The sequence below is a fragment of the Kosakonia sp. MH5 genome, from assembly GCF_009935945.1.
Taxonomy (GTDB): domain Bacteria; phylum Pseudomonadota; class Gammaproteobacteria; order Enterobacterales; family Enterobacteriaceae; genus Kosakonia; species Kosakonia radicincitans.
Genome location: NZ_QODH01000001.1, coordinates 163,648 through 187,718, shown reverse-complemented (window position 1 = coordinate 187,718; position 24,071 = coordinate 163,648). Strand labels below are relative to the sequence as shown.

At 50.3% G+C, this 24,071-nt stretch carries 32 protein-coding genes; 20 read left to right on the top strand and 12 right to left on the bottom strand.

The features are described 5' to 3' along the window. Window positions 1–19: 19 nt before the first annotated feature. From DK872_RS00935 to DK872_RS27275, 7 genes are all read right to left on the bottom strand, one after another. A complete protein-coding gene (locus tag DK872_RS00935; protein WP_007374662.1) occupies window positions 20–274 on the bottom strand; it encodes a pyocin activator PrtN family protein in 255 nt (84 codons plus the stop codon). A 98-nt stretch (window positions 275–372) separates the two neighbouring features. Continuing rightward, window positions 373–636: a DUF4060 family protein gene (locus tag DK872_RS00930; RefSeq protein ID WP_064566976.1), complete on the bottom strand. Its 264-nt coding sequence runs from the start codon at window positions 634–636 to the stop codon at window positions 373–375. Continuing rightward, the gene (locus DK872_RS00925) at window positions 623–802 is read right to left on the bottom strand and encodes a hypothetical protein (RefSeq protein WP_161517906.1); all 180 of its coding nucleotides are present in this window, start codon (window positions 800–802) and stop codon (window positions 623–625) included. Before DK872_RS00925 ends, DK872_RS00930 begins: the two co-directional genes overlap by 14 nt. Before the next feature lie 40 nt (window positions 803–842). Further along, window positions 843–1,922, bottom strand: coding sequence for a RecT family recombinase (locus DK872_RS00920; RefSeq protein ID WP_161517905.1), 1,080 nt, complete (start codon window positions 1,920–1,922; stop codon window positions 843–845). A gap of 9 nt (window positions 1,923–1,931) precedes the next feature. Further along, window positions 1,932–4,865, bottom strand: a complete 2,934-nt coding sequence (locus DK872_RS00915; RefSeq protein WP_161517904.1) for a RecE family exodeoxyribonuclease — start codon at window positions 4,863–4,865, stop codon at window positions 1,932–1,934. 131 nt (window positions 4,866–4,996) lie between these two features. Next, complete coding sequence (locus tag DK872_RS00910; RefSeq protein ID WP_161517903.1) at window positions 4,997–5,284, bottom strand: DNA breaking-rejoining protein; 288 nt, start codon at window positions 5,282–5,284, stop codon at window positions 4,997–4,999. 29 nt (window positions 5,285–5,313) lie between these two features. After that, complete coding sequence (locus tag DK872_RS27275) at window positions 5,314–5,490, bottom strand: YdaE family protein (protein ID WP_035943613.1); 177 nt, start codon at window positions 5,488–5,490, stop codon at window positions 5,314–5,316. 285 nt (window positions 5,491–5,775) lie between these two features. On the opposite strand from DK872_RS27275, the gene DK872_RS00900 reads away from it, so the two are divergent. Beyond that, window positions 5,776–6,069 (top strand): hypothetical protein, encoded by a 294-nt coding sequence (locus DK872_RS00900; protein ID WP_161517902.1) that lies wholly within the window; start codon window positions 5,776–5,778, stop codon window positions 6,067–6,069. Window positions 6,070–6,805: 736 nt separating this feature from the next. Here the strand turns inward: DK872_RS00900 and DK872_RS00895 are convergent. Both DK872_RS00895 and DK872_RS00890 read right to left on the bottom strand, forming a co-directional pair. After that, window positions 6,806–7,090, bottom strand: coding sequence for a hypothetical protein (locus tag DK872_RS00895; RefSeq protein ID WP_161517901.1), 285 nt, complete (start codon window positions 7,088–7,090; stop codon window positions 6,806–6,808). Window positions 7,091–7,237: 147 nt separating this feature from the next. Beyond that, entirely contained in the window at window positions 7,238–7,897 is a 660-nt protein-coding gene (locus DK872_RS00890; RefSeq protein ID WP_161518143.1) for a LexA family transcriptional regulator, read from the bottom strand. A gap of 108 nt (window positions 7,898–8,005) precedes the next feature. On the opposite strand from DK872_RS00890, the gene DK872_RS00885 reads away from it, so the two are divergent. From DK872_RS00885 to DK872_RS00815, 15 genes are all read left to right on the top strand, one after another. After that, window positions 8,006–8,215 (top strand): helix-turn-helix transcriptional regulator, encoded by a 210-nt coding sequence (locus tag DK872_RS00885; RefSeq protein ID WP_161517900.1) that lies wholly within the window; start codon window positions 8,006–8,008, stop codon window positions 8,213–8,215. Between the two features lie 42 nt (window positions 8,216–8,257). Further along, on the top strand, window positions 8,258–8,578 hold the full coding sequence (locus tag DK872_RS00880; RefSeq protein WP_035943368.1) for a CII family transcriptional regulator: 321 nt from the start codon (window positions 8,258–8,260) through the stop codon (window positions 8,576–8,578). Between the two features lie 87 nt (window positions 8,579–8,665). Further along, a complete protein-coding gene (locus tag DK872_RS00875; RefSeq protein WP_161517899.1) occupies window positions 8,666–9,661 on the top strand; it encodes a replication protein in 996 nt (331 codons plus the stop codon). After that, window positions 9,645–10,382, top strand: a complete 738-nt coding sequence (locus DK872_RS00870) for a replication protein P (RefSeq protein ID WP_161517898.1) — start codon at window positions 9,645–9,647, stop codon at window positions 10,380–10,382. Before DK872_RS00875 ends, DK872_RS00870 begins: the two co-directional genes overlap by 17 nt. 2 nt (window positions 10,383–10,384) lie before the next feature. Further along, window positions 10,385–11,020, top strand: a complete 636-nt coding sequence (locus DK872_RS27450; RefSeq protein WP_237656181.1) for a hypothetical protein — start codon at window positions 10,385–10,387, stop codon at window positions 11,018–11,020. A 145-nt stretch (window positions 11,021–11,165) separates the two neighbouring features. Next, window positions 11,166–11,633, top strand: coding sequence for a hypothetical protein (locus DK872_RS00860; protein WP_161517897.1), 468 nt, complete (start codon window positions 11,166–11,168; stop codon window positions 11,631–11,633). A gap of 637 nt (window positions 11,634–12,270) precedes the next feature. Then, window positions 12,271–13,173 (top strand): RNA helicase, encoded by a 903-nt coding sequence (locus DK872_RS00855; protein WP_161517896.1) that lies wholly within the window; start codon window positions 12,271–12,273, stop codon window positions 13,171–13,173. 99 nt (window positions 13,174–13,272) lie between these two features. Continuing rightward, on the top strand, window positions 13,273–13,869 hold the full coding sequence (locus DK872_RS00850) for a DUF1367 family protein (RefSeq protein ID WP_161518141.1): 597 nt from the start codon (window positions 13,273–13,275) through the stop codon (window positions 13,867–13,869). Further along, on the top strand, window positions 13,869–14,069 hold the full coding sequence (locus DK872_RS00845; protein ID WP_161517895.1) for a hypothetical protein: 201 nt from the start codon (window positions 13,869–13,871) through the stop codon (window positions 14,067–14,069). Before DK872_RS00850 ends, DK872_RS00845 begins: the two co-directional genes overlap by 1 nt. Next, entirely contained in the window at window positions 14,062–14,355 is a 294-nt protein-coding gene (locus tag DK872_RS00840; protein ID WP_161517894.1) for a DUF1364 domain-containing protein, read from the top strand. The genes DK872_RS00845 and DK872_RS00840 overlap by 8 nt, the downstream gene beginning before the upstream one ends. 103 nt (window positions 14,356–14,458) lie before the next feature. Next, window positions 14,459–15,145, top strand: a complete 687-nt coding sequence (locus DK872_RS00835) for a bacteriophage antitermination protein Q (RefSeq protein ID WP_161517893.1) — start codon at window positions 14,459–14,461, stop codon at window positions 15,143–15,145. A gap of 511 nt (window positions 15,146–15,656) precedes the next feature. Then, window positions 15,657–16,718, top strand: a complete 1,062-nt coding sequence (locus DK872_RS00830) for a site-specific DNA-methyltransferase (protein WP_161517892.1) — start codon at window positions 15,657–15,659, stop codon at window positions 16,716–16,718. 345 nt (window positions 16,719–17,063) lie between these two features. After that, the gene (locus DK872_RS00825; RefSeq protein ID WP_007374687.1) at window positions 17,064–17,387 is read left to right on the top strand and encodes a phage holin, lambda family; all 324 of its coding nucleotides are present in this window, start codon (window positions 17,064–17,066) and stop codon (window positions 17,385–17,387) included. Continuing rightward, on the top strand, window positions 17,368–17,811 hold the full coding sequence (locus DK872_RS00820; RefSeq protein ID WP_145954142.1) for a lysozyme: 444 nt from the start codon (window positions 17,368–17,370) through the stop codon (window positions 17,809–17,811). The genes DK872_RS00825 and DK872_RS00820 overlap by 20 nt, the downstream gene beginning before the upstream one ends. After that, complete coding sequence (locus DK872_RS00815) at window positions 17,808–18,353, top strand: hypothetical protein (protein ID WP_161517891.1); 546 nt, start codon at window positions 17,808–17,810, stop codon at window positions 18,351–18,353. Before DK872_RS00820 ends, DK872_RS00815 begins: the two co-directional genes overlap by 4 nt. Window positions 18,354–18,639: 286 nt before the next feature. Here the strand turns inward: DK872_RS00815 and DK872_RS00810 are convergent, their stop codons facing one another. Continuing rightward, the gene (locus tag DK872_RS00810) at window positions 18,640–19,104 is read right to left on the bottom strand and encodes a hypothetical protein (RefSeq protein ID WP_161517890.1); all 465 of its coding nucleotides are present in this window, start codon (window positions 19,102–19,104) and stop codon (window positions 18,640–18,642) included. 335 nt (window positions 19,105–19,439) lie between these two features. Beyond that, window positions 19,440–19,907 carry a hypothetical protein gene (locus DK872_RS00805; protein WP_161517889.1) on the bottom strand — a complete coding sequence of 156 codons (468 nt, stop codon included), beginning with the start codon at window positions 19,905–19,907 and terminating at the stop codon, window positions 19,440–19,442. 82 nt (window positions 19,908–19,989) lie between these two features. Between DK872_RS00805 and DK872_RS27955 the strand changes: the two genes are divergently transcribed. Further along, the gene (locus DK872_RS27955; protein ID WP_370520819.1) at window positions 19,990–20,100 is read left to right on the top strand and encodes a hypothetical protein; all 111 of its coding nucleotides are present in this window, start codon (window positions 19,990–19,992) and stop codon (window positions 20,098–20,100) included. Between the two features lie 273 nt (window positions 20,101–20,373). Further along, complete coding sequence (locus tag DK872_RS00795) at window positions 20,374–20,592, top strand: hypothetical protein (RefSeq protein ID WP_161517888.1); 219 nt, start codon at window positions 20,374–20,376, stop codon at window positions 20,590–20,592. 97 nt (window positions 20,593–20,689) lie between these two features. On the opposite strand, the gene DK872_RS00790 is transcribed toward DK872_RS00795, so the two are convergent. Then, window positions 20,690–20,869 (bottom strand): hypothetical protein, encoded by a 180-nt coding sequence (locus DK872_RS00790; RefSeq protein ID WP_161517887.1) that lies wholly within the window; start codon window positions 20,867–20,869, stop codon window positions 20,690–20,692. Between the two features lie 305 nt (window positions 20,870–21,174). Between DK872_RS00790 and DK872_RS00785 the strand changes: the two genes are divergently transcribed. Then, window positions 21,175–22,197 (top strand): terminase small subunit, encoded by a 1,023-nt coding sequence (locus DK872_RS00785; protein ID WP_161517886.1) that lies wholly within the window; start codon window positions 21,175–21,177, stop codon window positions 22,195–22,197. A gap of 232 nt (window positions 22,198–22,429) precedes the next feature. Beyond that, window positions 22,430–24,070: a phage terminase large subunit gene (gene terL, locus DK872_RS00780; protein WP_161517885.1), complete on the top strand. Its 1,641-nt coding sequence runs from the start codon at window positions 22,430–22,432 to the stop codon at window positions 24,068–24,070. Window position 24,071: the final 1 nt, after the last annotated feature.

The following is a 24,071-nucleotide window of genomic DNA, read 5'->3' as shown; positions in this document are numbered from 1 at the left end:
GGCGAAGCCCGGCATGTCACTAGCTGTTCATTTGTTTAAAAAGTTCTCTTCCTGCCGCCCTTTGTTTCTCTATGTAATCGGCGAGATCCTGAATATGAATCATCCGCGGCGCTTTCTGGCTTTCGCCAGCCCGGAACGTTGGGATAGGCAATTGTCCCAACGCAGCTTTTTTATCAGCGGTCGCTGACTTCATGCCAAAGTATTTTTCGCATACATCGGCAAGAGGTATTGATGCTGTTTCAAATTCAGCCAGTAATAAAAAAATCGTATTCATACCCACCTCACACCATACTCAGGCCACGTCAGTGGCTCCATGTCTCATATTAACCACTTCCCGGAAGTAGTGGCCCTCGTTGTCTTTTGTCCTGATTTTCATACTTCCTCGCGCTCTGAATTTATTCCACGGCTTACAAGTGAGCGTATACGGCGCCTTCCTGTCAGTGCTGTCGCAACATAGCTTGCAGGGCGGTTGACCACTTCAACGGTAATTTTCACGCCTTCAACCATTACCGTGTAAGTTGTCGTTTTGTCGTGGCGCCCGTATGGGCCAAATTTCTCAACATGCGATGCCAGAGCCGCGTCGCAGGCCTGTCGCGCCAGCGGTGAATTTTTGCTGCTTCGGTTAATCAGCTTCATGCGCACGCTCCGGATCAAATTTGTCCCAGCAGTTAATTTCGATGTTGCGCTGTAGCCGCCGTGACCGTACCTCTTCAATATCCCTCCCGGTCAACTCGGCCACCGACTGATTACGGTGCCTGGCGAGTAGCGCCAGATCTTCGACACTCCAGTTTTCTCGCTCCATAAATCCTCCAGAGCGGGAGGGTTGCCCCTCCCGACGTCGATTAGCCAACGTATTCGGGTTTCATGTCGGTGAGCGTGATGCTGTATTTTTCGTACAAATCATCGCCCAGGTGGCGTTTTGCTGCGGAAAGCGTACGCTCCACGGCGGCAAACTGTTCCGCCGCGCCGGGTTCGCCGGGCGATGGCAGAGAATTAATCGCCGCCTCAACCTTGTTCCGGTTGTTGACCAGGTGATAACGACGCGTTGCCTTGTTTTTCAGTTCCGTGAAGAGGGCAGTGCCGAGAGCTGCTTTCGCCTCGTTAATCTGATTACCGACAGCAGTCGCAGCCTCCAGTGTTTCAGCGGCATCAATGCGCGCGCGGAATGCCTCTGCTTTGGTTTCCTGTCCATCAGTGTTATCGATCACCGTCTGATTTTGTGGCTCGCTCTCAGTAATCTCCTGGACGCTTACGCGTGGTGCCGGGTCAGGGTTGATGACTCTTTCCTGACGATCTTCAAGCTCATCCGGTGTGTATACGCCGAGGATCACATCCGGACAGAAGAGTCGCGCCCAGCGCTTAACCGCAAGGTAAGCAAGCTGCTGACGTGGATCATCCGCCCACAGGGTGGAATTTCGAACCCGTGCCTGCGCCAGCAGTAAATCCAGTTCACGGTATTGCTCCTCGCCTTTTAGCCGGGCGCGGATGATGATGCCGATCCCTTCTTCGTCCGCCATGCTCCAGCCAGGAACCCGGTATTCGCCTTTCTCACCTTTCTTGATGTTGAATCTGCCAATCACCTTTTCCCACGGGCCGTACCATTCATATTCGAAACGAGAAGCCAGCACGCCACTACGGGAAATCACCGCGTTGACGAGCTGCGCCTCATAACCCAGCACGCCATTAATCAGGTGTGTTTTCTGCGCTACGGCGAACGGGTTCATTTGCCACTGCGCCGCCTGCATAGCCACAGCCATACAATCCGCCGCATTTCCCTGGAGGTGACGCGGGACAGTTGCAGCTCCTTGCGACATCATCTGCGCAAAAGCGCTGATGGCGTTCAGGTACTGCGAGTCGAAAAGCGCGATGTTTGAGTTAACAATTGCGCTCTGGTCTGTTACTGCAACATTTGTATTTCCCATGATCCCCCCTTATGCATTTGCCAGTGCGCGCAGCGCTTCAAGGCGGCGCAGGTCGTAGTCGGTCAGTTCGTCGGCGTAATCGTCGGTAACCGGCGCAGGCCATTCGCCTGTGTCGAATGCGTTCGCGATAGCGCGCATGGTGGTCTGGTATTCCAGCGCTCCAAGTTCGATGAGTTCCGGGCTGGCTTCGACAATCGCGATCCAGTGATAGCCCTCATCCTTGTTGACGAAAATCCAGAAGAACTGATCCAGTGCTGCGGTGTTCATGTACATGGCCGCGCTGAGGTGGTAATCGCGGTCGATAATTTCCCGGTGCAGTTTTGCCCGCAAAGCTGGCTGTTTGACGTTCCACATACTGATCGTTTTCAGGTCTACGCCGACACGGATGCCGCCCATATCGATTTCCAGATCGGGACGCACACGGATTTCCAGCCCGGTTTCGTCGTCGAACCCGAAATAGCTCACTTCAACGGCGCGACCAGGGTGGGTGAGGAATTTCCCGGCGGTCGGGTGCGCCAGCAGCGCGGACTGAATCGCCGTGGCCGTTGCCATTTGCTGGCGGGTGACCAGAATTTTGTCTTCCGGGTTCTCGCGCCATGCATCCAGCAGCTCGTCGGCAAAGACTGCATCGGGATTAACGCTTTTAACCGCTTGAATCAGATCTGCTTTCTGGCCCGATACTTTCAGCGGGGCGGGTTTCTGCGCTTCCTGCGCCACCAGGTTGGGATGTATAAGCGCCAGTTGTTCGAGCAATGTGTCGCGGCTGCCGCTGGTTTTAACCGGGGCGGGCAGGGTGGCGTTGTACTCTTTGATGCAGGCTTTCATTGCTGTGGCAGTTTGCTTCTGGCCTTCTTCTATGCGCTGATATTCTGCCGGCAGGGACATGTAGCTTTGCCCTGTTTCGTCAACAGATGTGCCTAGCGGCAGTTGCGCGGGCAGGGTGGCGTTGTGCGTTTCCAGCAGCGCTTTAATGTCATCTGTGCTTAACTGCGGCGGCAACCCGGCGTTGTATTCATCGATAAAGGCGCGGATTGTTGCTGTGGTGGTGAATGCGCCTTTCGGGATCTCCGGCTCAATGCTGAATTCAGCCAGAAGGTTTTCAGGTTGGAGCGCCAGCGCATGCACCAGATTCCCCATATCCAGCACCTTCGATTGTTCGCGGGCGATGGTTTTGGCAACGTGGCGCGCGTTGAAGTACATCAGGCTGACGCGGGCATCTTTCACCTGCGTGCTGCTGATACCATTTGCCGCGTGGTAAACGTTGTTCGGCAAACCTTCGTAGCGGCCCGGTTCGAAGAATGCCGGGTATTCAGGTTCCGGTGTTGCGTCTGCTGCATGCTGTTGCACTTCGTCCTGTAACGGTTGGGTGCTTTCCGGCCCGGCAACTGCGGCGGCCATCAGCGGGGCCGCAGCGGCCATAATGTCATGGGTGCTCAGGGTATCTGTTTGCGTACCAGCGAGATCCACGCTTTCGCCTCCCGGCAGCGCAGCAGTATTTTGGTCTTCGATCTGGAAAGTCTTTTCCATCTGCACATCGCCGGCATCCTCCTTCGTATCTGTCTGGGTTGTATTGCCGATCAGGCCATCAATGGAAAACATCCCGCCGCCAAGCTTTTTCACTTCCGGCTGCCCGGTCGTTTCACTCACCGACGCGCGGGTAGCTTCGGCTGCCGCTTTCCCCACGACAGCAAATTCAGTGGCAAGTTTATCGAGGCTTTCAACCGGCTCGGCGCCCTGAATCACCCCGGCGACAACCGCAGCGCTGTCTATCTGACGCGCCGCCGCTAGGGTTTCATCCGTCGGTTTGTCGTGCTGATGCTCAGTGAGGTTTGCGTTGATATAGGTCTGTAAGCTGACCGGGAAGTGATGCACATTTTCAGTGGCGCTGCGGATAAGGGCGAAAATAGCCGCGCGGGAGAAATCGAGGATGCCAGGCGTTTTGCGCAGCGCTGCTGACCACTCCTTAAACGGACTTTCTTTGGCTGCGACAATGTCCTTCGCACGGCGGTGAACTGAACCAGGAATGTTGTAGATATCAAAATCCATCGGCATTGTTGCCGCTGCGATCTCAATATCTAGGGTGTCCAGCGTATGCTCGTAGTCAGGATTGCGATCGGTGGCATTCCCGCCGCCTGCATTGGTGCCAGTATCGGTGCGCTGAATGGCAGGAATACGTTTACCAGCGGCCCATTCTTTTACAAGCAGGCCACGGTCAATGTGATGGGTATCAGACCACGCCAGGATAAACTGAACCATGACAGCAAGCTCATGGCGTTTTTCTTCCGGGAATACTGACTTGATGGCACTGGTTAATTTCCACAACTCATGCGTTGTCAGATTGTCGATGCCGGGGATATTTCGCGCAGCAAGTAGCAGGTTCTGGACATGGTTATTATCGCTGTCCATCTCCATAGCACCAATCTCCACACGCTGAGACTGAGTTACGTGATGGCGCATTTTGTCACTCAGATACTGTGCAATAATTCGCTGAGGCAGACGCAGTTTTACCACCGGATATAACGTATTTTCGTCATCATCCTCCGTCACGTCTGAGTGGGTGTTCGTTTGCAGGGGGGATGTTTCTGCGGGGGACGAAACCGGATCTGCTGCTTCGTTTACAGCACCCTCTGTTGATTCGGTATCCTGAGTGTCTGTTGTGGCCTGGCTGGTAATTTTCAGCCAAGTACGTCCGTCATCAGTCAGCGAATAACGATCACACCAGGTGAAGTCGATAGCTTCTTCTGCTGGCAGATCGTCAACCACAGGGAAATTAGTCAGTACCGGCAACTGATAATCGTGGCCGCGCCCGGTAGCGATTTCGTTATCTTCGAGAATTACCTGTACCTGCAATTTTGCACGAGCTTCGGTTTTCGCACTGAACCAGACAACTGCACTTGGCTTGCCTGATTTCTGAGTTGCTTTAATTAAATAAAAGAATTCCATACCAGATCCTTATTTTGGGGTGATAAAATCCCCGGCGCTGATTAAGCCGCCTGCGGTTTATTAGTGTTAAAAGTTCCGGTTTGCTTTGGTCGGTACACCGGAAGGGCTGGCCCACCTTGCGTGGGCTTTGCTCAATGAACTTGCTGCAAAACCCTTTCAGTAAATTCGCGCTTGTAGTTGCGATAACTGCCGAACATGGCTTTATCTGCGTCTGAAATACTGATCGCCAGCAGTGCGATTGCCTTCACTGCGCAATGGGCGCAATCAAACTTACCCAGCACATAACCGCCATCGAGAATAACGGTCACCTCTTTTGACGACGGGGTGTGAATAATGCCGCTTACTTTCTTTTCGCAATTGAAAAGGGCGACATCCTGATTAATGACTTTAATTTCCGTTTGAGCTGTAATGATTTGCATAAATACTCCTTGGTTTACTCGTTGGTTAATTAACCTTCGTGCGCCCACTGGTCATGGGTTGCACACTGTTTAGAGCAGTATTCATTTTCTTTGCGGGCGAGCTGCGCGCCGTTACGGAACAGAATGGTTTCTTTAACTGTGGTTTCAGCCGTGAGCGGCTTGCCGCAGTAAGCGCATTTCGCGCCTGTGGGTGTTTTTTCTTTGATCACTGGATCACCTTTCCCGTTTAACAGAACCTCTACCAGGCAATCGCTGATGCGCGTTGCTTCACGCATGGTGCTCAGGTAGACGTGTTTGCCGCGAACGGCTGAAACATTCCAGGTGTGGCCCTTGTGCATGGCCAGCATGCCTGGCGCCACGCACTGACGAATGATGTGCATCGTGCCGTAGTGCTGGTTAATCATTGGTTTTTCCCCTGTTGATGCCTGTCTTTTAACCACATCAGGCCCGGTGGTATGCTGGAGTTCCTACACAACCAGCAAGGACGGACTATGAAATCAGTAACCAAGCCGTGCCCGATCTGTGGTGAAGCAGCTACGTCGTTTAAGCATGTAAGTAAGGTTGTTAATATCAGCGGTAATCAACCCACTATCCGGGAGGTTCCATCCGTGGTTTATGTCTGTGATGAACACGGTTGGTTTATGCTCTCGGAACAAATTAATGACTTTGTCATTACAAGCACTGATCTATCTGTAAAAAAACGACTGGCAGAGTTGGTTAAGGTTCGCTTCGTGCCAGAGCAGGAACAGCCGCTATCCCTGAAAGCTATTGAGTCGCTCGAATAAGGTCTTTACGGGACTCACTTCTCCAGCCCAGGCGGTACATTTTTTTATTCATCCTGCCGCGAGGCACACCGCCTGTTCTGTTCACTTTCCGGCGAAGGTGGTGCATATGTTTTTCTTCCGGACTATTCATCCCTGTGCCGCCATCCTGCCGCGAGCTTTGAAGCTGCAAGGGGTTCTGTTGTGTCTCAAAAAGGCGCGCCCAGTAAGCGCCAAACCCGAACATCTCAGTCTTCTTTGTGTTGCCCTTCATATTCATCCTCTGCCGTTGACGCCCGGCTGGCGGAACGTTGGAAAACCTTATGCGCATTGCTGTGTGGTGAGTGGCATTGCCGCCGCTCTTGTTTGGATTAGTTTAATATACAAAACGTATTCATTTGATGCAATACAAAATGTATACGATTGGCGTGTAATTTTATTAACGTTTTGTATTTTAATGAGTTATTTTTATGAGTCGAAATGTGCGAGAGGATTGTATTTTTAGAAACGAAAAAACCGGCGCGGGGGGGTTAAAGTCGGCTCGCCAGATATCTCAATTGCTTCCGATATCGGGTGACTGATTGATTAATCTGTAGTCTTTTTCCTTCGCTCACGATGTGAAATCTTTCGAGCGTAAGCTGTGAGAAAGTAATGCAGGTTTAAATTTTCATTGCAGGAGTTAGATTAAGTTGCAGGTTCAAGGCCGCATTTCTACGATCTCTTCTCTCTCAAATGTCTCTTCCGGCCACTGCATTGCACCTTAGAATTTACTCCAGTAGCCCTGCTGGCTGGCCTGACTAGTAGCGGCGCCAATAAGAATTCTGAATCGTGTACCGTCGCTGAGCTTTCCACTCCCAGATCCATTTTCAAGATTAGGCCCATAGCGCAATACCTGCGCAGCCCCAGATCTCCCATCACTACAGGTGAATGTGACTTTCAGCATAGGGGATGTCGTAAACTGGTTGTATTTACCTGAGCAGGATAATCCACTTACGTTCTCCACATAAAAATCACCCCTGACAAGAGATGCGGTGGCTGTACCCATTAGAGGCTCTTTTTGGTCTTCAGTCTGCACAACCAGACCAGTCGAAACTGAACAACCAGAAAGCAATGACATAGATAATAGTATGATTTTTCTCATTTTATTATACCGCTGTGCTAAAATTAAAAATACGAATTAGAACAATTTTGGTCAAATCAAACGCATTTTAGTTTCAATGGCAACACCGATAACCCTGCAATTTCCATTGATAGGAACCAAAGGCCATTGAGGATTGAGGCCTTTCAAATATTTTTGACCACCGTCAATCACCAGCTTTTTGAATGTGGCTTCATTGGAATCAGAAAGCTTGGCGATCACCAGGCTTCCGTTGATTGGATTTCTTCCTGTATCAAAAAGCACATAAGTACCTTCAGGTATGCTCAGCCCCAATGGTGCTGTCATCGAATCGCCTTCCACCTCCAACCAGAAAGCATCTCCCTGTGTATGAGCATCAGATTCCAGCCACAGATCAACATCCTTCAGCGTGTAAGGCTCAATAGCCTCAGACCAGGCTCCGGCCTGAATTTTGCTCAAGACTGGATATCTATTTCCCTTCTTGTATGGTCCAGCATAGCCCACATTGCCGGAAAGGGTTTCATCGATAATAGAGCCGTCTGCGCCTACAGAAAAAGATTTCTTACCCAAGAATCTGAGTATCTTCGCAATATCTTCAATCCCCGGTTCTCTGCGCGCATTTAGCCAGTGACTAACCGCCCCTTTTGTGATTCCGAGGTGTTCGGCCAGTTGTTCCTGGTTGATGTTTTCTCGCTTCATGAGCGATTTTGCTAAGTCGTACCATTTCATAGTCATACTCAAATTATACAAGTTGTATATCCCTGTGCTACTCACAAAATGTATATTTTGCTTGTGCATTAAAGATACAATATGTATATTTATCTCGTCTTATTGGAGGTGCTAATGAACAACCTGAAAAAAATACGCCAGCGCATCGGCCTGACCCAGAGCCAGGTCGCCAATGAGCTTGGTTTAACGCCTGGCACTATCTGCCATTACGAAAATGGTCGCCGGAGCATGAACGTTGAGCAGTGCCGGAAGATTGTTTCTGCCCTGAACAAGCATGGAGCAGGCGTCAGCATTGATGACGTGCTTCCTCCATTAACTAACTAACGCCGCCTGACTGTCGGCCTAACACACCAAGGAGTTTCAATCATGCACAACGCAATAGCACGAAAGTTGGAACCACCAATTCTCAAGCCACTTGAAATCGAGAGCATCTTGCTCAACCGGCTGGCGTCGGTGGGGCAGAAGAATTACGCCGAGCAGATCGGCATCAGTGAATCGACGGTGAGCAAGCGCAAAGCCGACAGCCATTTTTCGGAGATGGCCCGCGAGCTTTCTGCACTTGGCTTGCAGGTGGTACCGCCCGAGGCGGTGGTGGTTTCCCGCGATTATCTGACGTCTGTCGAGACGCTGGCAGATATTGGCCTTCGTGCCGAACGCGCGCGGCCCGGCCCGCTAGGATGGGACTGATGCAGAGAGACAAAAAGGTGAAGGCCGGACTGCGTCAACAGTACCGGCCTTCGGGCGAATTAATGAGATCAATTCACGGAATTAAGTATGTCAAATACCGCTGAAGTTATCAAATTCCCTGCGCCGGAACGAGCGCAACAGGAGCGCAGCATGGCTGATCTGGAAAATGGCTATTTACGCCTGGCCAATCAGATCCAGGATGCCCTATGTATCGTTGAGTTGTCCGGGCGTGAGTTCCGCGTCCTGAACGCCATTGTTCGTCTGACTTATGGTTGGTCAAAAAAATCAGATCGGATTACCAATAGCCTCATTGCGGACAAGACGACGCTCAAAACTAAGCACGTATCCGAAGCCGTCCTAAGCCTTGCCTATCGCAATATTATTAAGCTGCGTCGGATAGGGCAAACGAGATACATCGGGATTAATACAAGTCTGGATCAATGGGCTTACACAAAGCCCAATTGCTCAAAGTGTCCAGTTGATTTCCCTGCCGCGGAGATCGTTACTTGGGCTATCACCATCCCTGAAACAGGGGAAAACCATCCCCGAAAACAGGGAGATGTATCCCCGAAAATGGGGATGGATATCCCTGAAAACGGGGATAGAGAAAATGAACCATCAACCATCCCTGAAAACGGGGAAAACTATCCCCGAAAACAGGGAGAGGTATCCCTGAAAACGGGGAACACCAAAGACATTATTCCAAAGACAAATATAAAACCTAATACCCCCTCTAATCCCCCAAGGGGGAAGGACAAATTTGATCCGCTCAGCATTCCCGCTCCTGAGTGGCTTGATCAAACCGCCTGGGGGGAGTGGGTTGCTTATCGTAAACAGTCTGGCAAAGCCATTAAAACCGAGCTGACGGTCACGAAGGCATTCAAGCTGCTGAAAGAGTGTCTGGACGAAGGCCATAACCCCGTTGACGTAATCAACGCGAGCATTGCCAACGGGTATCAGGGCTTATTCAAGCCGAAGTTTCCGGTTAAGCCGACCTCCCGCACTACGAATGGGAACGGCCGGCCTATAGATTTCAACAACACCGACTGGATCAACGGGGTGCTCGATGAAAAATATATCTGAACAGATTCATTACCTCGATCGGGAAAATTTCCGCCGTGTTGCTCACGGTCTGCCGGAAGTTCAGGACGACAACGCTCCTGTCAGACAGCAGCAGGTGGCAGAAGTGTTCAACAGCCTGTTTTCTCAGTTGCGCGCAACGTTCCCGGCTGCAATCGCTAATTTCCGCACCCAGGATGAGTTCGATGAATTTCGCCGTCAGTGGCTGCTGGCGTTTAGCGAGAACGGGATAACAACTTTGGCACAAGTCGCCGCAGGTATGCGCGTTGCTCGCCAGCAGGAAAAACCGTTCCTGCCGTCGCCGGGCCAGTTCGTCGCCTGGTGCCGTGCGGAAGAGTGTGCGGCGGTAGGGCTTCCAGACCAGGCTGAGCTGATGGAGCTGTTTTATCGCTATTGCCGCACGCGCGGGAGCTATCCGGATGCAGAGTCATTTCCGTGGCCGGGGAAAATCGACGGTAAGAACACCAGTCAATCATCCGCGAATTACTGGATCGTGACCACGCTGTACCAGCAGATGCGCGCCAGTGGCCTGAGTGACGCCGAAGTGCGCCGCAAAGCCGGGGAAGAACTGGCTGCGATGGCGCTGCGCATTCGTCGTGGCGAAGAGATCCCCGAGCCGATAAAACGTCTTCCGAAGCTGGGCGGCAAGCCGCTGACGCAGGCGCAACAGCTCGCGAAAATCCGCGAAATTCAGGCCAGGCACGGCTTTAAGGGGAGGGCGTGACGATGGCGAATACCCTCAAGCCGAAGCAAAAAGCCATTGTGGAATTCATCGAGGCTAACGGCCTGGCGACACCGCGCCAAATCCGCACGTTGCTGTCGTGTGATATCCGGGAAGCCAACGACTGCCTGAACCGTCTCAAACGTGCCGGTATCGTCAAAAATACCGGGAAGTCCCGGCGCCCCGAGTACCGACTGGTACAGCGCTGGCAGGCGAAAGTGAAAGCACCAGCTTGCCCGGCAGATCCTGAAAAAATGGCGCTTCCCGAAGGGAATACCTGCGGCGACTGCGCTCATATCCGTCGCTGCAAAGGGATATACGGCCACACCGAAACAGATACTTACTGCGACTGGTCGCCATCGCGCTGGGTGCACTGGATGAGCGTTGGCGAGATAAGCCAGCGGTGGATGAAACAGTTTGATTTGCCACTTGGCAGGCACGTACAGCTTTACGGTCTTGAGCCGGATGTACAGCATATCGACTGGTCTGGGTTCTACGGGCCAAGAGCAAACCTGAATGCACCCGGTGTTGATGAGGTTGTCGAATGGGCTAAAACAGGTCGCGGTGGAAAAGTCTACGACTTGGTTAAAGCCAGTCTGGATAACGAAGTTTGTTCATCACGCTATGGGCTTTGCGAATAGACGTGCATACAATCACGACGATGAAAATCACGACAGCTCTTTGATCTATTGGTTGTTAGTCTTTACGATTGGTGTTATTAATCTTGTTTACATTGGTATTTAATGTGGTAGGATAAATCCACTACATTAAGAGAGGTAAGCAGAAATGAGCGGTTTATACATCTCGAATGATGATCTTAAAAAACTGTCCAAAGACACTATTCAAGAGTTACTAGGCATATGTGCTAACGGCGTTAGCTACCTGGATGATGAGTTTGCCGATGACGACACTGGAAATGCAGTTGACTTATCTTCTGGGCAGGCTATCGAACTAGTCAAAGGGTTGAGTGATAAAAGCCGCACAGCACTCATGCGGGCTATTGAGCTCATTGAAGACTGTGGGGATGGTGAAAAGTCAGGAGTTTGGGCTGAGGACATTGCTAATGCCATGCATATCGAGGTGGATGAATTGCGTGGTGTCTGGTCCGGACTTACGCGTAGGACGCGGCGTGTAACAAATGACAAAGCAGCCAAACTCTTCCACTGGCTGCCATGGGATTACGATCGTGAGGATTACTTTGGTCGACTCCACCCGACCACTATATTGAATTTAAAACGTGCACTTGATATGTGACCAAAACCCGCTTAGGCGGGTTTTTTATTTGGTCATCAAGTGATGAGGTCCAGTTGAGGCATAGGTACACCAGGGAGCGGGACTACACCGGCACAAAATACGCGAAGGATAAGAATGTGGCGCTGTGGCAACGCCGTTTGCTGAGGCGCTGGTGAGGGCTAATTTGCCGGAAATGTGTGCTGGGCAGGTTAGGGCTGCTTAACCCTAACGTGATATACATCATTATGTTGAATATGTTTGTTTGAATGTAACAATTTTTTTTGTTAAAACAACAAAATGGTTTATCCAAAAGAGTTTGAAACTCACGGATTCCCTGTTAACGGTACTTGGGCACTCGTTTTAGGTGTGTTCTCATCCTTGGTAACGATTGGTGACTGGCTTAACCGACTGATCATTAACGATTTCAATATTGAGGATGCGAATATGAAAAAAAACTGTGGAACAATTTTGTTCATCATTGCTGTGTGCGGTGCGGCGCTGTGGGAACATCATCAGTTAATCGATAAACCTAAAGTATCCATTAGACAGCCGTGGGGGTCTAACAGTCGCCGGGGGTAGCCCCCTAACCCACACCAAATATTGAGCCTCGTTCGCGAGGCTTCTCCTTTTCTGCTTAAAAAAGGAATTAGGGACAGTCATGGCAAAAACTCTACAAATTAATGAGACTCAAGCTAAGAAGGAAGCTACGGATGATGAAACACAAATATGTGGTATCATTATGCCGATCGCTAAAACAGATGGTTATCCAGAAAAGCACTGGGCTGATGTATATGATATTCTTTGTGAAGTAGCGACTCAGGCAGAATTTAACCCTAACCTAGTTAGCTTCGATGATGATGTGGGTATTATACACAAGCGTATAGTGCAAAACATCTACTCTAATCCCATTGTAATATGCGATATCAGCAGTAGAAATGCAAACGTCATGCTTGAATTGGGTATGCGATTAGCTTTTGATAAGCCAACTATTATTATTAAAGACGATAAGACACCCTATAGTTTCGATATTGCCGCAATTGAACATCTCGAATACCCATCTGATTTACGCTATCAACTTATCAATGAGTTTAAACAGAAACTGCACACGAAGATTGTTGAAACCTATAGGCGCTCCAAAGGTGACGGCAACTACACTACTTTTCTCAAGCACTTTGGAACATTCAAAGTGGCTAAAATTGATGAGAAAGAAGTGTCAGGTGGCGAGTATTTGATGGCGGAGATGAAGGAGCTTAAATCTTTAGTTATGAATGCTGTCGTAAGCAATAAAACAAATCGCTCCGCAACACATGAGGTTATCAATAATAAAGATAGAGCTAGGAGGATTTATAAATATACCCCAGAAGATGCTGGGGATAAAAATATATCTCTGCCTGAACTGTCCGACTTTCTAAAAAGCTATGGAGTTGATGTTTTTTCTATAGGGCCAGTGCGCGATGATGGAAGTTTTTTTGTTGGGTATGATACAACTTTCTCATTAATTAATCGCCCAGACGAATTAAAGTCTTTGATAGATACTTATATCGAAAATAGATTATTGTAAAAATATATTTTTTAACTAGCTCTTGAAATATCGAGCTCATAAAATCATAATACCAGTGCCAGCCTGAACAGCTGATAACCTTATGCGCCAGATGGGGACATTATGGCGCAGCTACAACTTATCAATCATTCAGGAATCCTGATCCCGGCAACGCCTGAGACCAGCGATTTTCTGCATTCAAAATGTAAGCTCGGTGCGGTGCTGTCAGCCGACATCAAGCTGGTACGCAATCCGGCTTTTCATCGCCGTTTCTTCGCTCTGCTCAATCTCGGGTTTGAATACTGGGAGCCAAGCGGCGGCGCTATCTCGTCCAACGAACGGCGACTGGTGACCGGGTATGCAAAATTCCTCGCATCATATGGTGGTAACGAAGCGGCGTTGATGGATGCCGCTGAGCAGTATCTGGCGCAGGTCGCAAATCGCCGCATCACCAACGGGATCAGCCTCTGCAAATCCTTCGATGCGTACCGCGCGTGGGTGACTGTAGAAGCAGGGCATTATGACGCTATCGAGTTACCAGACGGCACTCTTCGCAAACACCCCCGCAGTATCGCCTTTGGCAATATGGATGAAACAGAATTCCAGCAGCTATACAAAGCCGCGCTGGATGTCCTTTGGCGCTGGATATTGTCCAGTTCATTTAGCTCGCAGCAAGAAGCAGAAAACGCTGCGTCTCAACTGATGAGCTTCGCGTGATGGCGACCAGAAAGAGCTGGTTCCAGCACACCGAATGCACCACGCAACAGGCCGACGAACTGGTGGAACAATACCGGCGCCGCGGCGTTAAAGTTGAGCGCAGCCTGAATCCCGATTTCATCACCTGGACAGTCAGCGCCAGGCTTCCCGAGCAACAAAACGGTAAACGCGGTCGCCCGTGGGGAGGTCGCCTTGGCTGATTTACGCAAAGCGGCGCGTGGCCGTGAATGTCAGGTTCGTATCCCCGGTATCTGTAGCGGTAATCCCGAAACAAGCGTACTGGCGCATTACCGACTGGCGGGAACCTGCGGCACGGGCATTAAGCCGGATGATACACAGGCGGCGATCGCCTGTAGCTGCTGCCATGATGTCATCGACGGGCGCGTAAAAACCGAATACAGCCGCGACGAGTTGCGACTCATGCACGCTGAAGGCGTAATGCGCACGCTTGCCATCTGGAAGAAAGAGGGGCTGGTGAAAGCATGACAGCCGCCGAAAAACACCGCTACGAAAAAGAATCCATCCTCCGCGCGCTTGCACCGGCGCGCCAGCACCATTCCCGCACGCAGCAGAAAACAGGAGCCGCCGCATGACTGCAAATCTCTCATACATCCGACAGCAACTGATAACCGCAATGGCTGACCTGAGCGGGGCGACAAAAGGCCAGTTACTGGCCTGGCTTGAGAATGCACAATTTGACACGAACACTTATCGCCGGAAGAAGCCCAGAATTTACGACGAAGAAACGGAGAAGTGGATAACGCTGCTCAACCCACCAATTCAGGGGCGTCAGTCACTGGCGAAAGGTTCATCGATTGCCCTGGTGCAGCCGGTGGAATTTGCGACTGCGTCATGGCGCCGCGCTGTGCTGTCCGTGGAAGAACATCAGAAAGCGTGGCTACTCTGGAACTACGGCGAAAATATCCGATTCGAATACCAGGTCGAAATAACACGATGGGCGTGGGGTGAGTTTACAGTGCAGCTCGCCGGCAAGAAGATCGCCGGGAAAACGCTGGGGCGACTCCGGGCATTGATCTGGTTGGCAGCGCAGGACGTGAAATCCGAGTTAGCTGGGAGCGCAGTTTATCAATATAAAGACCTGGCTCTGCTGGTAGGGGTTGAAGATAAAAACTGGTCGAAAACTTTTACTGCTCACTGGCTCACCATGCGCACTATCTTTCTGCGTCTCGATCAGATGTCTCTTTTGAGCATTTCGAAAACACGTTCGAAACAAATGGCGGCTAATTATCAGCATGGTGTTGCAAAAGTAGATTGAAATGGCTATATTTCGTGTAAATCTGATATCGTCGTCATAGCTTTGATTGTCGACCAGATTATAAAACCTCGCATCGGCGGGGTTTTTTTTATGTCTGGCATATTTACTTCTTGCTGGCGCATCGAACCAGAGTTATCTGTGTGTTACGTCATCAGAAAGGGTAAAAAGACATGCTAAATCAGCAAGGTATGACAGAAACAGCGAGGGCTGTTTTAAGCGCGCTGACGTTATCTCCTGCCACTGCCGGGGAAGTAGCAGAAGCGGTGCATATTTCACACGAACGCTGCCAGTTGATACTGACTCAGTTAGTTATGGCGGGGTTATCGCATTATCAATTCGGATGTTATAAACGCCTCCAGTAATGGGGGCTTCCTGCTGTGAAAATGGGCGGCTGGTGGGTGTTGTAGCACCCAACCAGCCATTCGCTCATGTTTGAGGTCACAAGCGAACCAGGGCCCACTGCTTTAGCGCAAAAGCATAGTGAGCCTACCAGAGTCCCGCTTACTGATCTATGAAAAACACTGTAAAAATATCCAGTATTGAGTTAATCAATGCTGATTGCCTGCATTACATACAAACCCTCCCTGATAATTCCATTGACCTGATTGTTACCGATCCGCCTTACTTCAAGGTAAAGCCGAACGGCTGGGATAATCAGTGGAAAGGAGACGAGGATTACTTAAAGTGGCTCGACGGCTGCCTGGCTCAATTCTGGCGAGTCCTCAAACCCTCGGGCAGCATCTACCTGTTTTGTGGTTATCGGCTTGCGGCAGATATCGAATTGATGATGCGCCGCCGTTTCAGTGTGCTGAATCACATCATCTGGGCAAAGCCCTCTGGTCGGTGGAACGGCTGTAATAAAGAAAGCCTGCGGGCTTACTTCCCGGCGACCGAGCGCGTTCTTTTCGCCGAGCATTATCTTGGGCCGTACAGACCGAAAGACGATGGCTACGAGCGGAAAGGTACGGAATTAAAGCAAAGCCTGATGGCTCCCCTGATCGAGTACTTTCAGAGTGCCCGTGCCTCACTCGGCGTCACATCGAAAGAGATTTCAGCCGCCACGGGTAAGAAAAACATGGTTTCGCACTGGTTCGGAGCCAGCCAGTGGCAACTGCCGGGCGAGGCGGATTACCAAAAGTTGCAGGCGTTATTCACCCGAATAGCCACAGAGAAGCACCAGCGTAGCGAACTGATTCAACCTCATCACCAGTTGGTGGCCACGTACCATTCACTCAACCGTAAATACTGGGAGCTGGTGGACGAATATAAATCGCTCCGGCGGCACTTTGCTGTCACCGCCGCGGTTCCGTATACCGATGTCTGGACGTATAAGCCGGTACAGTTCTACCCGGGCAAACACCCGTGCGAAAAACCGGCGGACATGCTGAGGGACATTATCAACGCCAGCAGCAGGCCCGGTGATATCCTCGCTGATTTCTTTATGGGTTCTGGCTCAATGATTAAAGAAGCATTAGCGCTGGGGCGTAGCGCAATCGGTGTTGAACTTGAAACAGACCGGTTCAACCAGACTGTTTCTGAAGTATCAGCACAGGCGAGCAGGGACGCTGAATAATGTTGGTACTGGCCCCGTAAGACAAAAAAATAACACTGTGCAAAAGGTCATCTCTCTCTGATGACCTTTGACAGAGTGTTGCTCATTGACGAAGCGGTACGGCTAATTTTACATTATTGATGTGGTGAATCCCCCTGTGCGGAGGGGCGTAAACAGCAATCTTCGTGTTTCACGACTGAAGCATACCCTACGCGGGTCATGGTAGCTGGCCAAAGACTCACCGGGAGGCACCCGGCACCACATCCTGTAAATTTATTATTGCTTTTCTGGCCTGTTCATCCGAGCAGGCCTTTTTTTATCCTGTTTCCAATCACACAGCCTCCGCAAACAGCGAGGTGAGAGACTATGAAAATGCCTTACAAACAAGATTTCATTGCTGCTCTGCTGGCTGCAAAAGAGCAGGGTATTGGCGCAATGCTGGCGTTTGCAATGGCGTATCTCCGGGGACGCTATAACGGCGGCCCGATCATGAAAACGCTAATCGATGCCACCATGTGCGCGATGATTGCCTGGTTTGCCCGTGACCTGCTGGATTTCTTCGGTCTGGCTAAAAACCTGTCATACATCGCCAGTGTCTTTATAGGCTACGTAGGTACGGATTTTATCGGCGGCTTCATCAAACGCTTCGCCGCCAGAAAAGCAGGGGGGGATGATGCAAATCAGCAATAAAGGGATCGCGTTAATCAAGCAGTTTGAAGGTCTGCGGCTTACGGCATATCAGGACAGCGTCGGCGTGTGGACGATTGGCTACGGCTGGACGCAGCCGGTTGACGGCAAACCTGTCGGTAAGGGTATGGTCATCAAGCCTGAAATCGCTGAGCGCCTGCTTAAAACAGGGCTGGTGAGTTACGAAAACGACGTGTCGAAACTGGTGAAGGTGAAGCTGACTCAGGGGCAGTTTGATGCGCTGGTGTCGTTTGCTTATAACCTCGGCACACGATCGCTTTCCACCTCTACGTTGCTGAAAAAGCTTAACGCAGGAGATTACCGCGGCTCCGCCGATGAGTTCCTGCGCTGGAACAAAGCAGGCGGGCAGTTGCTGGCTGGTCTAACCCGACGCCGTGAGGCAGAGCGTGCTCTGTTCCTGTCGTGATTGGCGCGCTGGTAAAACGCTACTGGCTTCAGTTGTCGGTAATAGCGCTGGTGGCCGTGCTGGCGGCATTACTGATGAAAACGCGGGCGGACCTCAGCGTGTCGGAGAGTGAAAAGCGCGTGCTGAAGTCAGATAACGCGTTGCAGGGCCAGGTGATAGCCACGCAGGCATTCAACGTGAATCGGTTTAACCAGGTGGCACAGTTAGCAGCCAGAACTAATGCCGCCGTCGCCAGCGATGCCGAAAACACCGTAATTGAATACCGGGAGATTCTTCGCCGTGAGAAAACCTGTGATCTGCCTGTTCCTCCTCATATTGCTGACGGGCTGCTCGCGTACGCAAACCGTTTACGTGCCAGCGCAATGCACGCCGATTCCGGCGAGCCTGACGCAGCCAATGGTGGTTCCATTGCCCCCGGCGGGCTGACGTATTGCCAGGCGGTGCTGTGGATTCAGCCACTGCTGGCAACAATAGAGAAAGCCAACAATCAACTTTCAGCCATTCAACAGGCTGAGCAACTAAGGCAGGGAAAAACAAAATGACATTCACCGACAATTTGATGCTGTACTTTTCTACCGCAGTTTCGGCATCGCTGGTGACTGGGTAAAAATTCACGACTGGTTCAAAATGCATACCGAAGCGAAAACAGAAGCCGCTGCCGCAAACGCTGATGAAATTGAGGCTGCTGTCCAGGAGTGTGTGAAAAAGTTGCGGGTTGAAAACGTAGCTGCGCCAAATGCAGTGCAGCACCGCCAGTGCTGCGGCTGCATGATAGTAATATGATCTGTATTAATAGAATAAATTAGATAACGACAAGGAAGAGATAAATCATGGCTTGTCGCCAGCAAGCCATGACATAATCGCTTCAAAAGTTGTGTAGAGGCCTAGTTTCCCAGCTTTTTCTTTGCCATACAATGCCAGCCGTGTTCTATTTCGCGCGGCCACAGAAAGACAATTCCAAACCGGAGAATCCTTTTTATTCAGAGCACAAAATGCCTGTAACAGGCTTTCATCAGTATGCTTATCGCGAGTGAGTATTAGCTCATGATATTCTTTAGCGACACCAAAGGCTTCCGACGATCTTTTTGCGAACTCTCCAACATAAACGAGAGCGGAGAGCCCAGCGACTAATGCACCAAAGAGCTTGTTACTTCCAAAATCAGCAAAAACAGCTGACCCACTAAGGATTAGTGCAAAATTAATAGTTTTATCTATTCGGCCTAACAAAGTTCCGAACATTTTTTCCTTATAGTAAGAAAGGAAAATAGAATATTCAGTTTCCCACTTCTCCATAAGTTTTCTCTTATCTTGAGCTTGGTTTCGGAGGTCTAACTCCATCCGTATGCTTGCGGGTAGCATCAGGTTTACGATCCCGTTGACTTGGGGTATTGGGGGTTTTAGATGGATTTGAAGGAGTGGAGGGTTTATCTCCAGGGTGTTTGTTGGCCATATTACAGATTCTCTCAATTGAGTAATTAAAAACAATATAGGGGAAACCTGCTTTCCTAAACAGATTTGTCTTCACATATCCTTCCTTCTGTCCCGAGTTTATATGCTTTTATTGCATAAGAAATGAAAGGTATGGCAACACAGGACTGGAGGCCAGTGAAGCAGAAGGTTCGGTGAGGCTAACCAACAGCATCTTTTAACGCGTTCAATGTGGGCCTGATTTTCTCCAGCCAATCTGGAGACATAGAATCAAATTCATATATAAAAACATCAGCAGCACCTTTTTCAAAGATTCCTCTGGTGCTGACATTTTTATGAACCATCATCAATGTTGGAAGATCCAGCATCAATGACATAGTAGCTTCAATGTGATTCCACTCAGTAGGCAGATTAAGATTTTGCACAATATCAGCATGCTTAACTGTTCCTGAGTGCATGAAAATCTGCGGTAAGCCAAGAACTATCGTGCATTGGCACTTTTTCATAAGCCTTTTTACGTCTTCAAAGGGGCTTCTAAGAGGGGACAGACTTTTACCTATGGTATTCGCTTTGAATCCTTGATCCTCGAGCAACTGGTAAAAACTCAATAGATTGCTCTCTATCACAGGAGGAGCCCATGTAGGGCGGGACACGAACGTCTCAATCATTTCAATTCCTTTTCCCAACGATCAGGCACTCATCGACAAACAAGAAGTGTTCTGTCACGAGTAACCCATCGATTTTAACGCCATGCAGGCGGCTATTCGGGCTGGGTACCGCATCAAAACCGCAAACTCTGTAGCTGCACATTTATTATCAAAATGTAGACATCCGAAACAGAATCGCCTAACTGAAAAGTAAGCGCAACGAGATTGTGGCTATTGATGCTGATTATGTGCTGCGGGGCTTGGTTGATATCGACCAGATGGACGTTATTGACATCCGTCAGCAGTTGCCGGTTGTAATCGGTGTATCGAAAAGAAGATCCTTTGACGCAGATGATCGCCAACCACGCACTGGTCTGAGTCAACGGGGAACAAAGTTGAACCGGGGTGACTGACTCAAGGGCATAAGCGCGAACACTGCGAGAGTGTGTCTATACTCCTATAAGTTAATAATGAAGGAGTGGAGAAAATGCCAACATTCTATGAGCTTTTGCATTCAGCAAATGGCCTGGATGAAGCCCAACATATTGATTTCATTTTAGTGCACACGCTATTAGGTAGATTCTCCCATTTAACCGAGGATGGAAATGCCGTTTTTGTTAATGGCTACAATCAATCACATGTACCGCTTTTGTTAGGTGATGGACACGAAAACCCGGAGTTGCGAATTATCCGTCAAGCTGAATAGGCATTACAGCAGGGATTCACTGTGTGCCTGTGATATTGCTTACTTGGTGCACAAAAAACCGGCTACGGTAAAGCCGGTTTAGTTAGGTGGGAATTAACTATCGATTACTATCGGGGGTTTTCTTCACCGGAACCCAAGTGCTGTTGGGGTTTTGAGTTGGCGGTGCTTTTTTATTATCAGCAATCGTGCTGTAGTTGTCTTTCAATCCGCCGCGCGGACCTTTTTCCTGATAAATACCACCATCTTTGCCAGAGTTTTGGCCAGGTTTTAATCCCATGACTTAATCCTTAGAAGGTAATGCCACATATTTAGTGGCGTTATTTATGTGGAGTTAGATGCCTATTTTTTCAACTTGAAATATTTTCACTGCGATCAGGTGCCCCATATAGAGGTATACCGTACAGAGCTAAGCGTGACGCTGCTACAAGAGTTGAGATAGTACAGACGGCCAACACCAATCTTCTCAAGAGTTCGAATCCATTCCTGATTACAACATCCAAGCTACTGGCATCCGCTGGTGGCTTTTTTATTGCCATCACAATGAGCAGCCTCATCGTAATGGCGTAAGAAAGGTAAATGACTATGGCAAAACCGGACTGGGGAGCGCTGCAAAACCAGTTCCTCGCCGACCATGCCAAAAACGGAATATCACCGAAAGAGTGGTGTGAAGCGCAGGGACTGAATTACGCATCAGCTCGTCGCTACATCAAAAAGCCCGCTGCGCAAAGTACGCAAAAAACTGCGCAGAAAAAATTGCGCAGTGCGCATGCGCAAAACAACCCCAAAAAAACGATTCCTCAAATTGAAAATCAAATTGATTCAAATTGCCTGCCACCTGCAAACACCACCGATAAATGGAGTTTAAACCCTGATGAGTACGGGCTTAACGACATGCAGGCCCGGTTCGTTAGCGAGTACCTCATCGATATGAACCGCGTGGCGGCTTATAAGCGTGCTGGTGGAAAAGGCGAGGGGAACACTGCGTATGTAGCAGCCTCGCGAATGTACAGAAACGATAAGGTGAGCCGGGCGATTCGCGATGCTCTGGCAGCAAGAGAGCGGCGCACTCAAATCACGCAGGATGCCGTGTTGAAAATGTGGTGGGAACTTGCGACAGCAGATGCAACGCAAATCACCGAACATCGTCGTTTGTGCTGCCGCCATTGCTGGGGATTCGGCCACCAGTATCAGTGGCGGGATGCGGTTGAATTTGAGGAAGCCTGTGCAGAGGCAAAGGAAAAGAAAAAAGCCGCTCCACTTGATGACGGAGGCTACGGGTTCGATGCCACCCTTGATCCGAATCCCGAATGCCCTCGCTGTAACGGGATGGGGGTAGGCAGGGCATACTTCCATGATTTTCGTGACGTCTATGGCGCCCCCCGCCGCTTAATTGCCGGAATTAAAGAGGGGCGTTTCGGCCTGGAAGTTCAGATGCGCAATCAGGATGAAGCCCTGAAAATGGTGGCGCAGCATCTTGGCATGCTGAAAAACCGCACCGAGCTGACTGGCGCTGACGGCGGCCCCATCAACCAGGTTAATTACACGCCGGAAGATTACGCGAAGGCGCAGGCGGCATTAGAAAAACAACTCCCCGATCTGGATTAAGCAGAAAAGAGAAAACAGGGTAAAAAGCGGGTTTCGTCTGTCATTTTAAGCGGACCGTAATAATGGTGATTTGTTATCAAAATGTTATTGCTAAAAATGCCTGTTTATCCCCGGGGAAAACCTGTCCTTTTAACGCTTTCGTGGCGAATTTGCCATGAGTGCCAATCCCGCTGTTCGGGTAACGTCCATTATGTTAAATAGCCCCAAAAAAGGGTAAAAATCGGGATTGAAAATGTCGCAGCTACTCGAGTGGGAAGACCTCGATTTTCCTGATCGTGTCGCCCTTAAGTCAAAAAGCGAAAAATCCTTCCTGAATTTCACCCGCCTCTGGTTTGAGTTGTTGCAGGGTGATCGCCTGCTGGTTAACTGGCATCACCGCATGATGGCCAGCAAAATTGATGATCTGGTATTCGGACGGTTACAGCCCCGAAACCTCATTATCAACGTGCCGCCGGGCGGGACAAAAACAGAGTTCGTTTCGATCCACGCAGCGGCATACATCAACATGCTGGTGCAAACGGGTAAGTTACGCCGGTTTCGTAATCTGAACGTTTCGTTTGCTGATTCGCTGGTCAAGCGTAACAGCCGACGCACCCGCGACATTATCGCCAGTGCTGAATATCAGTCACTGTGGCCGTGCAAGTTTGGCGTTAACCAGGCCGAAGAATGGGAGGTTGTTAATCCCCGCGGGCGAACCGTTGGCCAGACAGTATCCCGCTCCAGTGGCGGGCAAATCACAGGTGGGCGCGCGGGATATCCCGGGCCTGATTTTTCCGGCTTTGTGTGCCTGGATGACTACAACAAGCCAGAGGACATGTTCTCCGCGACGAAACGCGAGAACGCGAACCGTCTGCTGGTAAACACCATCCGTTCCCGCCGTGGCGATAAATCGAAAGACCACCCAACCCCGTTCGTTAGTATCCAGCAGCGCCTGCATACCGACGATGCCACCGGTTTTATGCTGTCGGGCGGAATGGGGGTGGATTTCCACCACGTCACAATCCCGGCTCTGGTCAGCGAAGAATATATCGATGCGCTCCCGGAACCATGGCGCTCGCTGTGCTGGTTCTCTGTTAAAGACACAGAAAGCGTGGTCGTCGGTGGTGTTCGTTACTGGTCGTACTGGCCAGCTAACGAATACGTGGGCGATCTGTTGCGACTGTGGGAGCGTGACGAATACACGTTTCTGTCGCAGTACATGCAGCGTCCGCGCGCTTTGACGGGTGGGTTGATCGATACTGACTGGTTTAAGCGGTACACGCATCTGCCGCCGCTGACACACCGCGCCGTTTACGTGGACACCAACAGCGGCAAGGTCGAGGACTACAACGATTACACCGTTTTTACGCTGGCTGGGATGGGGACGGACAACAATCTGTACCTCATCGACAGCGTGCGCGGCAGGTGGGATCCGGAGGATTTGCTACAGCAGGCAACAGCGCTGTGGGAAAAATGGAAACCATACAATCCGAAACGCCCGGCGCCGCTCCGGCATATGGGCATTGAGGATAAACAGGCCGGGCAGGGACTGATTACCACGCTGAAAAAACGTAAATCGATCCCTGTGCTGGAAATCCCCCGTGGCGCCGGGCAGAACAAGCTGGTTCGCTGCCTGAATAGCGTCCCTCAGATCAAAACCGGCAAAGTATTCATTCCGGCACTGATGACCGACGATGGCCAACCCGTCAATCAGGTTTTTTACTGGGATGGTACGCCAGCAGCACAAACCAGTTGGGTATTGCCTGCTCTGGCCGAGTGCGCCGATTTCTCCGCAGATGACAGCCACAAAAATGACGACATCCTCGACACGTTCATGGATGCAATCGAGATCGAATTAATTTCCGGTGGCGGCACCGGGTGGGGATGGGTTTAAC